14 protein-coding genes are annotated in these 13,967 nt (G+C 61.3%); 7 read left to right on the forward strand and 7 right to left on the reverse strand.

Annotation, left to right across the window (positions count from 1 at the left end; all coding sequences use genetic code 11):
* Window positions 1-423: 423 nt before the first annotated feature.
* From OIS50_RS01600 to OIS50_RS01615, 4 genes are all read left to right on the forward strand, one after another.
* Window positions 424-1,578: a sensor histidine kinase gene (locus tag OIS50_RS01600; RefSeq protein WP_264692586.1), complete on the forward strand. Its 1,155-nt coding sequence runs from the start codon at window positions 424-426 to the stop codon at window positions 1,576-1,578.
* Between the two features lie 147 nt (window positions 1,579-1,725).
* Window positions 1,726-2,520 (forward strand): LytR/AlgR family response regulator transcription factor, encoded by a 795-nt coding sequence (locus OIS50_RS01605; protein WP_264692587.1) that lies wholly within the window; start codon window positions 1,726-1,728, stop codon window positions 2,518-2,520.
* Window positions 2,521-2,529: 9 nt separating this feature from the next.
* Window positions 2,530-3,147 (forward strand): hypothetical protein, encoded by a 618-nt coding sequence (locus tag OIS50_RS01610; protein WP_264692588.1) that lies wholly within the window; start codon window positions 2,530-2,532, stop codon window positions 3,145-3,147.
* A 1,262-nt stretch (window positions 3,148-4,409) separates the two neighbouring features.
* The gene (locus tag OIS50_RS01615) at window positions 4,410-4,943 is read left to right on the forward strand and encodes a GAF domain-containing protein (protein WP_264692589.1); all 534 of its coding nucleotides are present in this window, start codon (window positions 4,410-4,412) and stop codon (window positions 4,941-4,943) included.
* A 21-nt stretch (window positions 4,944-4,964) separates the two neighbouring features.
* Here OIS50_RS01615 and OIS50_RS01620 read toward each other — a convergent pair whose 3' ends face one another.
* The gene (locus tag OIS50_RS01620) at window positions 4,965-5,609 is read right to left on the reverse strand and encodes a chloramphenicol acetyltransferase (RefSeq protein WP_264692590.1); all 645 of its coding nucleotides are present in this window, start codon (window positions 5,607-5,609) and stop codon (window positions 4,965-4,967) included.
* Between the two features lie 54 nt (window positions 5,610-5,663).
* Here OIS50_RS01620 and OIS50_RS20500 point away from each other — a divergent pair, with 54 nt between their 5' ends.
* Both OIS50_RS20500 and OIS50_RS20505 read left to right on the forward strand, forming a co-directional pair.
* Window positions 5,664-6,056 (forward strand): HAD family hydrolase, encoded by a 393-nt coding sequence (locus tag OIS50_RS20500; protein ID WP_319805311.1) that lies wholly within the window; start codon window positions 5,664-5,666, stop codon window positions 6,054-6,056.
* A gap of 54 nt (window positions 6,057-6,110) precedes the next feature.
* The gene (locus tag OIS50_RS20505) at window positions 6,111-6,377 is read left to right on the forward strand and encodes an HAD family hydrolase (RefSeq protein WP_319805312.1); all 267 of its coding nucleotides are present in this window, start codon (window positions 6,111-6,113) and stop codon (window positions 6,375-6,377) included.
* 210 nt (window positions 6,378-6,587) lie between these two features.
* Here OIS50_RS20505 and OIS50_RS01630 read toward each other — a convergent pair whose 3' ends face one another.
* The 4 genes from OIS50_RS01630 to OIS50_RS01645 form a co-directional block, all read right to left on the reverse strand.
* Window positions 6,588-7,361 (reverse strand): LytR/AlgR family response regulator transcription factor, encoded by a 774-nt coding sequence (locus tag OIS50_RS01630; protein WP_264692591.1) that lies wholly within the window; start codon window positions 7,359-7,361, stop codon window positions 6,588-6,590.
* 146 nt (window positions 7,362-7,507) lie between these two features.
* Window positions 7,508-8,518 carry a sensor histidine kinase gene (locus OIS50_RS01635; RefSeq protein ID WP_264692592.1) on the reverse strand — a complete coding sequence of 337 codons (1,011 nt, stop codon included), beginning with the start codon at window positions 8,516-8,518 and terminating at the stop codon, window positions 7,508-7,510.
* A 45-nt stretch (window positions 8,519-8,563) separates the two neighbouring features.
* The gene (locus OIS50_RS01640; RefSeq protein WP_264692593.1) at window positions 8,564-9,424 is read right to left on the reverse strand and encodes a hypothetical protein; all 861 of its coding nucleotides are present in this window, start codon (window positions 9,422-9,424) and stop codon (window positions 8,564-8,566) included.
* A gap of 36 nt (window positions 9,425-9,460) precedes the next feature.
* Window positions 9,461-9,916, reverse strand: a complete 456-nt coding sequence (locus OIS50_RS01645; protein ID WP_264692594.1) for an ABA4-like family protein — start codon at window positions 9,914-9,916, stop codon at window positions 9,461-9,463.
* A 213-nt stretch (window positions 9,917-10,129) separates the two neighbouring features.
* Between OIS50_RS01645 and OIS50_RS01650 the strand changes: the two genes are divergently transcribed.
* Window positions 10,130-10,840, forward strand: coding sequence for a hypothetical protein (locus OIS50_RS01650; protein WP_264692595.1), 711 nt, complete (start codon window positions 10,130-10,132; stop codon window positions 10,838-10,840).
* 182 nt (window positions 10,841-11,022) lie between these two features.
* Here OIS50_RS01650 and OIS50_RS01655 read toward each other — a convergent pair whose 3' ends face one another.
* Both OIS50_RS01655 and OIS50_RS01660 read right to left on the reverse strand, forming a co-directional pair.
* Complete coding sequence (locus OIS50_RS01655; RefSeq protein WP_264692596.1) at window positions 11,023-11,418, reverse strand: hypothetical protein; 396 nt, start codon at window positions 11,416-11,418, stop codon at window positions 11,023-11,025.
* A 154-nt stretch (window positions 11,419-11,572) separates the two neighbouring features.
* Complete coding sequence (locus tag OIS50_RS01660) at window positions 11,573-13,747, reverse strand: dipeptidyl-peptidase 3 family protein (protein ID WP_264692597.1); 2,175 nt, start codon at window positions 13,745-13,747, stop codon at window positions 11,573-11,575.
* Window positions 13,748-13,967: the final 220 nt, after the last annotated feature.

The raw sequence follows: 13,967 nt of genomic DNA on the forward strand, positions 1-13,967 counted from the left end.
AGCCACCGTTCCCCAAGCTGTCATTGCGAGCCAAGCGAAGCAATCGGTCCTGAGCCGGGTACGACCCTTCAGCCAGCACTAAGCGAAGTGCACCTAGGGCGGGGCCGAACGATGTAGCGCGGACTTTGGCTACGCCGACCTACGGTTGTAGTCCGCGTCCAGGGATAGTAAAATCAATCGTTGCCCTAGGTCCACAATTAGACATTACTATCCGGGGACGCGGACTACAAAGTCCGCGCTACATCGTTCGGCCCCGCCCTAGGTGCACTTCGCTTAGTGCTGGCTGAAGGGTTGTGCCCTGCCCGGGACCGATTGCTTCGTCCTTCGTCCTCGCAATGACAGCTTGGGGAACAGCTCTACCCACCTAGGGCAATGCCGCCACGGCGTGCTACCTTGCTGCGGGCTCCCATTTACCTTACTGCCATGTCTACGCTGTTTCCGCCTACGCCGGACGAACATGAAGCGCTGTATGCCCACAACGCCCAAATGCCGCCCGTTCGGTTTTGGCAGCGCTACTCGCGCCGGCGTTGGTTGCGGCTGGGCCTCACCATCCTGGCACTCACCTTCAGCATCGGCACCTTTGCCTGCACCGAGTGCTGGGGCGACGCCCGCAAAATGACGGTGAACTACGCCATGACGTTTGTGTACTCGCTGGGCCTGTGGGTTACCAACGGGTACGCCGTCGACTGGCTCGATCGGTACGCCAACTGGCGGCGCGAGCCGGTTAAGCGCCTGGTGCTTACGCTGCTTACCTCGCTGGGCGGCTCGCTGGTGGTGATTGCGGCCATCAACTTCTGGTTTTTGGTGATCTACCGGGGCTACGATGCCTCGGTGATGCTGCAACCGGGCGTAATGGCCCGCGTGGTGTTTCCGCTGCTGGTAACCACCATCATTTCGCTGGTGCTGCACAGTCGCTCGTTCCTGATGAGCTGGCGCGAAGCCCTGATCCGCAACGAGCGGCTGCAAAAGGAAATGGCGCAGGCCGAAGCCGAAACCCTGCGCCAGCAGCTCGATCCGCACTTCATGTTCAACGCCCTGAACGCGCTGACCTCGCTGGTGGAGGAGGAGCCCAAGCTGGCCGTGCGCTTTATCCGGCAGCTTTCGCAGGTGTACCGCTACGTGCTCGACGCCCGCGGCCGCGACGTGGTGCCCCTGCGCGACGAGCTGGCCTTTGCCCAGTCGTACCTGTTTCTGCAGCGCATCCGCTACGGCGAGGCCCTGCAGGCCGAGCTGCCCGACCCCGAGAGCGTATCGGCGCACGCCGTGGTGCCGCCCCTCAGCCTGCAGCTGCTCATCGAAAACGCCCTGAAACACAACGTGGCCACCGCGGGCCAGCCCCTGCACCTGCGCATCGAGCTCGACGGAGCTGGCCAGCACCTGCGCGTCGTCAACAACCTGCGCCCGCGCCGCCTCGCGCCGGGCGAGTCGATGGGCATTGGCCTGCCCAACCTGCAGGGCCGCTACCGCCACCTTACCAAAAAGCAAGTACAGGTGCAGCGCACCGCCACCGAGTTTGCCGTAACCCTGCCCGTGCTGGCGCTCGAAGACAGCGCGATAGTTAGCGAGGTAGCGAGTTAAGGAGTGAATGAGTTGGTGAGTTTACGAGTTCAAACTGACGAGCTAACCCTGTTCCTCCGACCTCCCGCAAGTGCTGACTTCAGCCCTCAACAACCCCTCAACCCACAAACTCATAAACTCGCAAACTCAACAACTCCTAAACTCCCCATGACTGCCTTTATCATCGAAGACGAGCCGCTGGCTGCCAAGCGCCTCACCGATTTGCTGCGCCGCCAACAGCCGCCCGTGCAGGTGCTGGCCACGGCCGACTCGGTGGAGGCCGCCGTGGCCCTGCTCGAAACCGCCGCCGCGCCGCCCGACGTGCTCTTCCTTGATATTCATCTGGCCGATGGGCTCAGCTTCGAGCTGTTTGAGCGCGTGGAGGTGCGCTGCCCGGTCATCTTCACCACCGCCTACGACCAGTACGCCCTGCGCGCTTTCAAGGTCAACAGCGTCGATTACCTGCTCAAGCCTATTGATGAGGAGGAGCTGCAGGCGGCCCTGCACAAGCTGCGCCAGCTGCGGGCCTCGGCCCCGGCCACCGGCCCCGGCGGCGCCCTAGGTCTCGACCCCGCGGTGCTGGCCCAGGTGCTGCAGCAGTTGCAGCCGCAGCAACAGCAATACAAAAAGCAGTTTGTGGTGAAAGTGGGCGAGCATCTGAAGGTGATTCCCGTGGAGCAGGTCAGCTACTTTTTCAGCCTCGAAAAAGCCACCTTCGTGCAAACGCGCGAAAACCGCCGCTTCGTGCTCGATCAGACCTTGGAGCAACTCGAAAAAATGCTCGACCCGCAGCAGTTTTTCCGCCTCAACCGGGCCTACCTGGTGCACCACGCCGCCATTCAGGACATCATCCACTACACCAACTCGCGCCTGAAAACCACCTTGGCACCGGCCTCGCCCGAGGGCGACGTGCTCGTGAGCCGCGAGCGGGTGCCGGCTTTCCGGGCCTGGCTTGATCGGTAACGCGCCGCTATGTGCCCGGCCACCCAAAACCCGCCCACGCGCCGCTACAACCCCAGGTTGGTGCGGGTAGCTTATTGGGTTTCTGCCCTGGGTAATCCGCTGTTTACGGCCTTGGTGTTCGTGGGCGTGCTGGCGTTTCGGCTACTCGAGGTGCGTGTTGCGGCTGGGGTGGTGGCGGGCCTGCTGCTCGGGGTGGCCGCGCCCATGTCCATCTGGAACTACCGGCAGGTAAGAAGCGGCGCTTACACCGATTTCGACGTATCGGTGCGCGAACACCGGGCCTCGTTTTACCCTAGGTTAATCGCGCTGCTGGGCTTGGCAACGGCGCTTGTGTGGGCTACGCAACCGGCGGCTCCGCTGCGTGCGGGTATGTTGGCTGCCCTGGGTTTGCTGGTGGCTTGTTACGCCATCAACTTTCGGCTGAAAGTGTCGCTGCACGCCGCGCTGTCGTTTTTTATGGCGGGCTGCGTGTTGGGCATGAATCAGGCGTGGGGCCTAGGTGCCCTGCTGGTGGCTAGCCTGGTGGCAGCCTCGCGCCTCGTGCTGCAGCGGCACTCGTTAGCCGAGTTGGTTGTGGGTACTTTGGTGGGAAGTGGAGTGGCCTTGCTATCAGTGATGCAGGCGTGACGAATAACGGTTGATGAATAAGGTAATGCTAATAATATTTCACAAAAACCGAATCGAGCGGGAGAACTGTTGGGGTATTAACATAAAATCACTTATTGCACTAGCTGATACAGCTGATTCATAAGCTTAGCTCAACCTGATTATTCCCCAATCTGAGTTTTGTTGTTCTGGGATGCCTTTACCCGCCCCACTATTAGGGCTGAATCCTGCTGTTCACCGAAAGAAACATTAGATTTATTCGCCTCGTGTGGAATTCCGCTTTTGACCGTCGAGTATGTCTTTCCTTCTAGTACACTTCGTGTGGCCACTGCTGTTCACTGTGTGGAGCCTATTTGCTTGTCTTGGTCTAAGTAACCTCTCCGTCGTGACTTATAGCGGGCACACTGATGACACCGTTGGACCGGTAGTGGGTCTCACAGTACGGGCTACCTGTGATTCTTTGCACCTACACCTAAAGAACAACTCCAACGCCTACGCCTACTTCCAACTAGAGCTCGAGGGATACGAAAGAGCAGCAAGTCAGGGGGAACCAAGTTGGGTCTTACTTGATACTGACATCCTGGCCCCCAATAATCAAGTGGGCGTCATTCGCCGGCTAGCTCCGCAGGAAGCCGTTACTTTTCACCGATCCACCCGAGAGGTTCTGGGGTGGTGCAACAGCCGTGGGAGCGGCAAATATCGAGTAGTGTTGCATGCGGGTAAATCGCTGCGTATCAAAGCGATGCAGTATTCCATTTCTTTTTCATGTTCTTAGGCTCAAAAGAACACAAGGGGGAAGTTCATACTCCATAAGAAGACCTATTTCCCCCGTTCTATTCGTTCACTTGGAAGGGGAAATTAGCAGAGGATGCCCCCCTTGCAGCCTATTCCACCGCCCGGCTGTGTTGCTTGGCCTGTTCACATATTCTAAAAAGGGTAACCCCTTTCACGGCTAGTTGTGAGCCAATAAGTGTGCTTGAAACCCAATCGAATCTGCTGAAAATTGTCAGCTAGTAAGTAGGTTTCCTTTGTTTGCAATTAGACAGAACTGTGGGCTATCAGCTGTAAGAAGGTAGCTCCCATCGCGGAAAAGTTGCTTAACGTAATGGTAGTTATTCACCTGATATTAGTTATGTTCTATTAGGATTGGTTTATATTGAATTGTAATTCCACGATGTGCGTTAGGTGCCGCGTCTCTGAGGATTAACCGCCTACACAGAGCCAGCACCAACCCACCTAGGCAGCCAAGCGTACCGACAGCTACCACCAAGCTATTGCCGCCCATGCCTGCTCCCGAAACCGCCGAACTCCAGCAAACCCTAGGTAAAGCCACCGAGCCCGAAGCTGCGCTCAACGAGGCCCTCGCCCAAATTGGCCACTACCTGCGCGCCGACCGCTGCTTCTTGTACGTGCGCAACCCGGAGCAGGGGCGGGGCCGCATCGCCTTGGTGTGGCGCCTCGATGATGCCGTGCCCGACCCGCGCCACCCCTGGCAAGACGACACCGGCGAGCTGCCCGAGCAAGACCCCTTGTTTCGGGCCGCGCTGGCCGCCCAGCCCTCGGTGTTTGTCGACGACGTGGAAGCCGCCGGCCCCGAGGTGCTCAACCGCGAGTTCGAGCGAAAAACGTTTGGGCACCGGGCCTTGGTGCACGCGCATATCGTAGACGACGCCCACCAGCTGTGGGGCATTTTGCAGCCCTGCGTGTTCGGGCACCCGCGGCACTGGACGCCCGCCGAGCGCGCGTACCTGGAGGCGGCGCTGCCCCTGCTGCTGCCCGTGGTGCAGGCCTACATGCAGGGGCGCAGCACGGAGTAGCCGCGCCCTAGGTGCCGCGGGTTACTGGCCGGGTTGGGTGCCGTTCAGCTCGTGCTGCAGGGCCTCGAAAAACAGGCCCACGTGGTAGCCATCGGCCAGGCCATGGTGCACGTTCACGGCCACGGGCATCAGCAGCTGCTCGCCCACCGGGCGGTAGCGGCCCACCGACAGCTTCGGAATGCTGTCGGGGTGGGAGTAGGCGCGGGCATGGGTGAGCCCCGTGAACGACAGCCACGGAATAGCCGAAAAGTGTACCACATCGAGGCGGGCGGCATTGGGGCTGAGGCGCAGGCCGGTGCTCTGCTGCACGGCCTCCATTTCGGCGGCCAGCCCCAGGCCAAACTCGGTAAGGTCGGGGGCGTAGGGCACGAAGGAGAAAGCGAAGGTGGTATCGGGGCGGGTGAGCGTGGCCGATACGTGCACCGCGTCGTAGCAGTACACTTGCCCGTCTTCGATGCGGTAGCGGAAGGCCTCCACCTGATTGACGGCGCGCAGCACCGCGTGCAGGTACACCTGAAAAAACGAAACCCCTAGGGCCTTGGCGCGCTCGTAGGCCTGGCTAACCTCCACCTCGGCCACAATACCAAAAAACGGCTCCTCGAAGGCCGAAAAGAAGGCAAAATGCTCGCGGCGGTTCCAGGTGGCTAGGTCGATGGGCTGCTTCATGGGGGCGCAAGTTCGGTAACTTTGCCCGGCATCCGTACGCTTGCTCCTGCCCCCATGCCCGTTCCCAAGCTCGTGGCCTTCGACGCCGACGACACCCTGTGGCCCAACCAGCCGCACTACGATTTGGCCGAAGCCCAACTCTACCAGCTGCTTACCCACTACGCCGACGCCGATACGCTGGGTCAGCACTTCTACCAGGTGCAGCGCCGCAACCTGCCGCTGCTGGGTTACGGGGCCAAATCGTTTATGCTGGGCATGATTGAGACGGTTATCGAGCTGACCGAGGGCCGCGTGTCGGGCCACGAGATTCAGCAGATACTCGACCACGGCAAGCGCCTGCTCAGCTTCCCCATCGAGCTGCTGCCGCACGTGCCCGAGGTGCTAACCACCCTGAAGGAGCGCGAAATACCGCTGATGCTGCTCACCAAAGGCGACCTGTTCGACTAGGAAAGCAAGCTGGCCCGCTCCGGCCTGGGCGAGTACTTCGACCACCTCGAAATCGTGAGCGAGAAAAACGAGGACACCTACCGCCGCATTCTGGCGCGCTACCAGCTGCTGCCCGAGGAGTTCCTGATGATCGGCAACTCCCTGAAATCGGACGTGCTGCCCGTGGCCCGCCTAGGTGCCCAAGCGGTGTACGTGCCCTACCACACCACCTGGGTAATGGAGCGCGTACCCGCCGAAGAATTGGAAGGCGTGGCATTTCACCAGATCAGTTCACTGGCCGAAGTACCCGATTACCTGACGGAACTGGAGCTACAAGGGTAGATGACTCCTGGGTTTACAACCAAGGTGCCATCAGAACACCAGCTCTGCTGTTGGTAATTGTGTCATCCTGAGCACAGCGAAGGACCTTACCACGTGAGAACGACCTAGGGACAGGTAGTTGCTATCGAGCGTGGTAAGGTCCTTCGCTTTGCTCAGGATGACAGTTTGTAACTGTTAGCCAAAGCTGGCAGGAGTAGACGTTATCTACTATTACCCCTCCAGCCAGCTCTTCACCGCCGCGGCCTTTTCGCGGCTTACAATCACCTCATCCGTAGGAGCGGGCTGCAAATCAAGCTTTAGCTTGCCGTTGAACCACGGATGCAGCCGCTGCACGGCCGATAGCTGGGCGATAAACTGGCGGTTGAGGCGGAAGAACAGCTTCGCATCAAGCAACTGCTCGAGCTGCTCCAGGGTGTAATCGACGAGGTAGCGCTGCCCTGGGTGCGTAACCAGCGTAACGGTTTCGTGGCGGCTCTGGAACCAGGCAATGTCGGTGGCCTGAATGGGGAGCAGCTGCTCGCTTTGCCTCACCAAAAACCGCGTTTTGGGTTGCGCAGGCGAAGCGGCCGTGTTGGCGTTGAGCAGGCTTTGCAGGCGCTGCGCCACCTCCGAGGCCGCCAAAGCGGGGCTGTGCCACTGCCGCAGCTTTTGCAGCGCGGTTTGCAGCTCGGCCAATTTAATGGGCTTCAGCAGGTAATCAACGCTGTGCGTTTTAAAGGCTTGCAGGGCGTACTGATCGTAGGCCGTGGTGAAGATAACGGGCGTGGTAACCACCAGCTGATCAAACACATCGAGGCTGATGCCGTCGGCCAAGTGAATATCGGCCAGGATGAGGTGCGGCTCGGGGTGGGTGCGCAGCCACTCCACGGCCCCGGCTACGGTGTCGCAGTGGGCAACTACCTGCGCATCGGGGGCGGCTTGGGCCAGCAGGCGCTGCAGCCGCTCGGCCGCCGGGTATTCGTCTTCGAGCAGGAGAACGTTCATCCTTCGTTGGAATTCTGAATTATGAATGCTGAATTATGAATTCGTGTATTCGGAAAAAGCGGGGCATAAACTCGTCTCACCAAGCTTGCCTCGGGGCGTAGCGGCTACTTCCAATTCATAATTCAGCATTCATAATTCAGAATTAACTAAACAAGCGGTAGCCGTACGCTGAAGGTAGCTGCCTCGTCGAGGACCTCCACGGGGCGCTGCGGGGTCAGCAGGGCGTACCGCTCGCGGATGTTGCGCAGGCCCGTGCCGGTGCTGGGCCCCAGGCTGGTGGTGCGGGCGCGGCGGGCGTTTTGCACCGTCAGCCAGCCTTCGGGGGTGGCCGTTACGTGCACGTGCAGCGCGTGCTGGCGCGAGGCCTCGTTGTGCTTCAGGGCGTTTTCGATGAGCAATTGCACGCTCAGGGGCGCTACCTGGTGCTCGAGCAGCTCGGCGGGTACATCGAGGCTGACTTGCAGGTTGTCGCGCAGGCGGGCTTTTTGCAGCGCTACGTAGGCCTCCACAAAGGCCAGCTCTTCGTGCAGGGGCACCAGGCTCCGCTCGCGGCTCAGCAATACGTAGCGGTACACATCGGCGAGGCGCTCCACGAAGTCCTGCGCAGGCTCGTTTTCGGGCTCGATGAGGGCCGATAGGGTGTTGAGCGAGTTGAACAGAAAGTGCGGATCGAGCTGCTGCTGCAGGGCCTCGAGCTGAGCGCGCTGGTTGGCGCTTTGCAGCTGCTCGGCGCGGCGCACGTTTTGCTCCCACTGCAGAAAAAAGTGCCGGCTCTCGTAGCCCAGCTGCACCACCGTGGTGGGTATCAGATCGAAGATGATTTGCCGCACGATAAACCCCGGCGCCAAGCTAAAGTACTGCGGCATGAGCAGGTGCATGAGCGCCACTAAGCCAATGGTGGCCAGGCTGGTGTAGAGCAAGCTGCCCACGGCCAGCCACCAGAGGCGCCGGGCGGTTTGGTGCACCTGCGGAAAGCGCTGAAACAGCACATCCCAAAGGGCGCGGTTGCCCAGCCACAGCACCGCCGTGAAGAGCAGCGACACCGCCCAGTTGACGAAGAACGCCGGCCACGAGTGCAGCTGACCAGCGTTGCCAAGCAGCACGATGAGGAGGCTAAGCAGCGGTATACCGATCAGGCTAATGCGACGGTCGTTCATGGCGAAGTGCTGATGGCCCCTGGGCAACGCCGTGAAGATAGCCACCTAGGGCAGCGAAACGAGCGGCAGGCCCTGCACGGCGTGCCAGTACAGCCAGGCCACTGCCCCGGTATACAGCGCGGCAAACAGCACCACGCCCAAGGCCTGGGCGCCGGGGCGCAGCTGGGGCAGGTAGCGCGTAATCAGCCAGCCCACCAGCGGAATGGCTTGCAAGGCGTGCAAACCCAGGAAATGCGCGGCGCGCAAATCCCCGTGGCGGGTGCTCCAGCCCAGCAGGGGCAGGCCCGCGCCGCCATCGGCGGCGCCCACGGTGTGCGCCATGCGCGCCGACATGCTGCCGCCCACCGCGCTGCCCACCAGAAACAAAATCAGCCCCAGGCGCATGCCCCAAACCCACGCCGAGGAGCCGTGCGGCCGGTGCCGGAACATCAGCCAAATGGCCCACACAATGGCAACGGTGTTGATGAGGATAAACACCCCCATCAGCTGAAACACGATGGCATCGAACCAGGAGCTGATGTTGAAGTGCGAGGTGGTGCCGCGGGCCGCCTGCAGGTACACGCAGCTGATTTCGATGGCCAGCGCCACGCCCACCAAGCGCCCGATGCGGCGCGCACTGCGTTGCACCTGGGCGGGCAAATCGGCCAGCAGCCACGCCAACGACCACAGGTACACCACCCCGGCTATGCTGAACTTAATGGGCTTAACCCACACGTTGAGGCCCGTTATGGTACGCTCATCCAAAGGCCACAGCACCAGGGCTGCCGCCAGCAGCGCCACGTGCAGCCAGCCTGCCCAAGCCAACGCCGGCTGGCACCCGTGGATGATGCGCAACCAGGTGGGGCGCTTAAGCAGCGCGGCCGGGGCGGCTTGGAAATTGATTGCGGGGGCAAGGGCAGTTTTCATGGCTCAGAAGGGCAGGTTAATTGGATAGTGGTTGGGTTAGGCAAGCGTAGTGGCGGCAACCTCGGCGGCCGGGGCGGGGCGCAGCAGGCGCAACCCGGCGTAGAGCAGCAAGCCCAGCGGGCCAACCAGGAAGGTGAACAGCAGGGCCGGAATCAGGAGCACGTGCGGCAGGCCGCGGCGCTCGGCATCGCGCACTTCCCAAATGCCCACGCACAAATCAAAGCACAGGTAATGCGCCCAGCCGGCGGTTAGGGCCCACGGGTCGCGGAACAGGGCGGCTACTTCGGCCAATGAGCCGAAGCCGCCTTCGCCGCCGTGCGGCCCTAGGTAGTGCACCACCAGCAAGCTGCCATAAGCCGCGGCATAGAGCAGGGGCCAGGCGCCGCTGCGCACCAGGCGACGCGTAACCACCCAGCGCGGGGCCACGGCCAGCAGCAGCCAGGCCGGCAATATCAGCGTGTTGGCGATGGTAAAGGCGAGTTCGGGCGTCATGGTAGCGGGGCGGCGGTGTAGTGTACAGTTCGAAAGTACTGCCGCACGCGGCCGCGGGGTAGCGCAACCGGGGCGAAACGAACCGCCCGCCGGGTGAACCGTAGCAAGCCGCCGGGCGAACCGGTGGGCTAATAATTGGCCCGGCCAGGGTTATTTACCTGGTTTGGCCGGTGCTACCGACACCTAAGCTGCCCACGCCCGTACTTTTGACCTGTGAACCTGCTCGTCCGCTACTCGTTGCTCGGAGGCTTGCTGGCCATTGGCTGGCCCGCGGCTGCGCGCTCGTTTTCTGCTAGCCCCAACATCCTAGGTGCAGCCGATAGCAGCCGCGTGCGGCAGGCACACCGGCGGGTGGTGTTTCAGTTCGATCAGCGGTTTTCGCTGCTGCAAAACGAGTTGGTGGGCATCAACGGCGTAAAGCTGGGCGTGGAGTGGCGCGGCCGCCTGCGCACCGGCGTGGGCGTGTATTTTTTAGGCAGTGCCTTGCCCACCAATGCGCCCGCACCTTTTCCGCTGCCCGCCGGCACCGAAAACACCGTGCGCTTTCGCTACGCCGTGCTTTACGGCGAGTACGTGCTCATCGGCACGCCGCGCTGGGAGCTGAGTGTGCCCGTGCAGGCCGGGCTGGGCCGCTACTACGTGCGCTACGAGCAGCCCGATGGCAGCGTGTTTCGCACGCCGCGCCAGCACATCTGGCTCGTCGAGCCGACCCTAGGTGGGCACATGCGCGTGTTTCGGTGGGTAGGCGTGGGCGCCGGCGCCGGTTACCGCCAGGCCCTGCTCACCAACGAAAAGCTCGAAAACGACATCAGCGGCGCCATTTTCTACGGCCGCGTGAAGCTGTTTTTGGGCGACCTGTACAAAATCGTGCGGGGCCGCCAGCGCTTGTTCTCGCAGCAAGGGCTGAGGAGGAGTGACAGGTGATGAGGTGACAGGTGACAGGTGACAGGTGACAGGTGACAAGGAACGGGTAAAACAAACGGCCGGGGCCGGACGCTACCAGCGTCCGGCCCCGGCCGTTTGCGATAATGCGAGGGTTGGGCTGGCTTAGCGGCCGACCTGTCACCTGTCACCTGTCACGTGTTACTTGTTACCTCATCACCTAATTACTGTTTCGTAACGGTTACGCCGGTTGAGGTGCGCGAGCGGCGCATCATAAAGCGCATGGTTGCGCCGGTGGCGCCTTTGCCGTCGAGGTTGTCGGTTTGCAGCAGCTCCCAGCCCAACGAGCCCATGTAGTTAAGCGCCGTAACGTAGGTGCTGAATACCTGGAGCTTGCCCACCTCTACCTTCGAGAGCGAACCGCCGCCCAGCTTCTCCACGCCGTAGCCGAAGTCGGAGAAAATGTCGCCGTTGTTGCGCACCGTCAGCTCGCAGTACTCGTAGCGGGGCGCATCGGGCGCTGCCGCCGTGGGGGCCGCGGGTTTGGTTTGGGCGCTGGCTACCGACGGGGCAACGGCGCAGGCAGCAAGCAAAAACGAAGCAGCGAAGAGCTTTTTCATAAGCAGTTAGGGTATTCGAGGGTACTAAGAAAGCGAAAATGCCGGCTGCTTGGGTCAGGCAGCCGGCATTTTCAGTACTGAAAGGGCAGGAATATGGTTGAGCTTAGACGAAAGATACTTTTTCGTCGTTGGCTTGGTCCAATCCTCGCCTAGGTCAGTTCGCGTTCGGCAAGAAGGAGTACTTGCGGCCGTACTCCAGCATCTGCTGGGCAAAGTCGCTGGGGTACTCCAGCTTCACGTCCACCACTTTGCCGTCGCGCTCCACCGGCACCAGGCGCGGCTGAATAAAGCCCGCGTACGGCGCGATGTTCAGCTTTTGGTAGCGCTGCAACACTTCTTTGTGCAGGGCAGGGTCCACCTTCACGCCGTAAGTCTCGATGAGGGTTTTGGCGCCGTTGTAGTCGCCTTCGCTTGTAATGCGCTGGGTTTCGCGCAGCAGCTGGCCGAAGAGGTTGCGCAGCTTGTCGTAATCGTTGATGCGGAAGTAGGTTTTGCCGTCCTTCTGCACCTTCTCAATCACCTTGTCCTTCTGGCCCTTTTCGTAGGCCCACTTGGCCACCATCTGGCGGTTGCGCATGTGCGCCTCCTCCACGGTTTCACCTAGGGTCAGGCGCGAAAGCTGCGTCATCAGGCCGTTGCGGATGTAGCTGTCGTACTCGGCTTTGCCCACCTCCAGGTTGGGCACCACGCCCAGCTGAATCAGCTTGGGGTCCATGAGGTAGTACAGGGCAACCAGGTCGGCGCGGCCTTCCTCAATGGCCGAGGCGTAGCTTTTCAGGGTCTCTTTGGTAGTGCCCACGCCGGGGTTCAGCTGGCCCGATGCGTGGCCGATTACCTCGTGCATATCGGTGTGCAGCTTGCCCGCGAGCGAGCCGTACTGCCGGGCGCGCTGCTTTTCCTCGTCGGAGTAAGCAAACTCATCGAGCATACCGCCGGCCGAAGCCTGGTCGTAGGCCTCCACGATGTTGCCGAGCTGCACCGACTTTGAGCCGTGCTCCTTGCGAATCCAGGTAGCGTTGGGCAGGTTGATGCCGATGGGCGTAGCCGGAGCCGCGTCGCCCGACTCCACCACGGTGGTAATCACCTTGGCCGTGATGCCCACCACGTTTTTCTTTTTGTGCTCGGGCTTGATGGGCGAGTTGTTCTCGAACCACTGCGCCTGGTCGCCGATGGCTTTGATGCGCTTGGTGGCCTCCAAATCCTTAAACGATACCACCGACTCGTACGAGGCGCGGTAGCCCAGCGGGTCGCCGTACACCTCGATAAAGCCGTTTACCACATCCACGCGCGACTTGGTATCGTGCACCCACGCAATGTTGTAGTCGTCCCACACCTTCAGGTCGCCCGAGCTGTAGTACTTCACCAGCTTCTGCAGGGCCAGCTTTTGCTCGGGCGTTTCGGCTACGTCGGCCGCTTTGCCAAGCCAGTACACAATCTGCGTAATGGCCGGGCTGTAGAGGCCGCCCACTTTCCAGGGCTGCTCCACAATCTTGCCCGATTTGTCCTTTACCAGCCGCGAGTTGAGGCCGTAGGAAATGGGGCGCGGGTCTTTTTTGTTGATCTTCCTGGCGTAGTAATCCTCTACCTCTTTCTGCGTCAGGTTTTGGTAGAAGTTGTTGGCCGAGGTTTTCACCAAATCCTGCCCGGCCTCCTGGTTTACGCGCTTGGCATCGAGGGTGGGGTCGAAGATAACGGGCGTGATGGCGGCCAGAAACTCATCGACCGACTCGCCCGGCAGCAGCGGCAGCGCCTTGCTATCGACGCCGCGCACCAGCTCGCCGAAGTACTCGCGCGTGCACTCGGGCACAAACTTGCGGGTGCTGTAGTGGTGGTGCACGCCGTTGCTGAACCACACGCGCTTGGCGTACACGTTAAACTTCTGGGCCTGATCGACTTGCTGCGTGTTGGAGGAGCTGGCCATGCGCTGCTGGTTGGCCTCCCACAGCGCCTCGAGGGTGCGGCGCACGCGCAGGTTGTGGCGGTAGTTCTGGTCGTAGATGATGTCGCGGCCGGCCAAAGCGGCTTCGTACAGGTAGTACAGCAGCTCTTTCTGCTGGGGCTCGAGCTGCTCGAAGCCCGGCACCTGGTAGCGCAGCACGCGCAAATCGGCAAACTGCTCGGTAACAACTTTAAACGACTGCTCGGCCGCGGGCGTAGCCACGGGGGCAGCAGGCGTGGCTGCGGCCGCCACATCGGCGCCCAGGCCATTTACGGCATTGGCGGTGGCCGAAACAGCCGCGTCGGTGGTTGGTTGGGTGGTGGCAGCCGCGCAACCTGCCAAGCCAAGGCTCAGCAGCCACGCAGCGTGGCGGGAAAGGGTGTTTTTCATGGGTAAGTGAGAAAGGGCAAGCAAAAGCCGGCGCAAAGCAACGCATTCAGCTTGCCAAATCACAATGCAAATACAACGCCGCAATGGCCTGGCGCGTCAGCAGCGCGGTGTAGCGCGGACTTTGCAGTCCGCGTCCCCGGATAGTAAAATCAATCGTAGCGCGGTACCGCGGTGTAGCGCGGGCTGAAGTCCACGTTGGCGTGAACGAAATCGTTGATGC

It is taken from the genome of Hymenobacter sp. YIM 151858-1 (genome assembly GCF_025979705.1).
GTDB lineage: Bacteria > Bacteroidota > Bacteroidia > Cytophagales > Hymenobacteraceae > Solirubrum.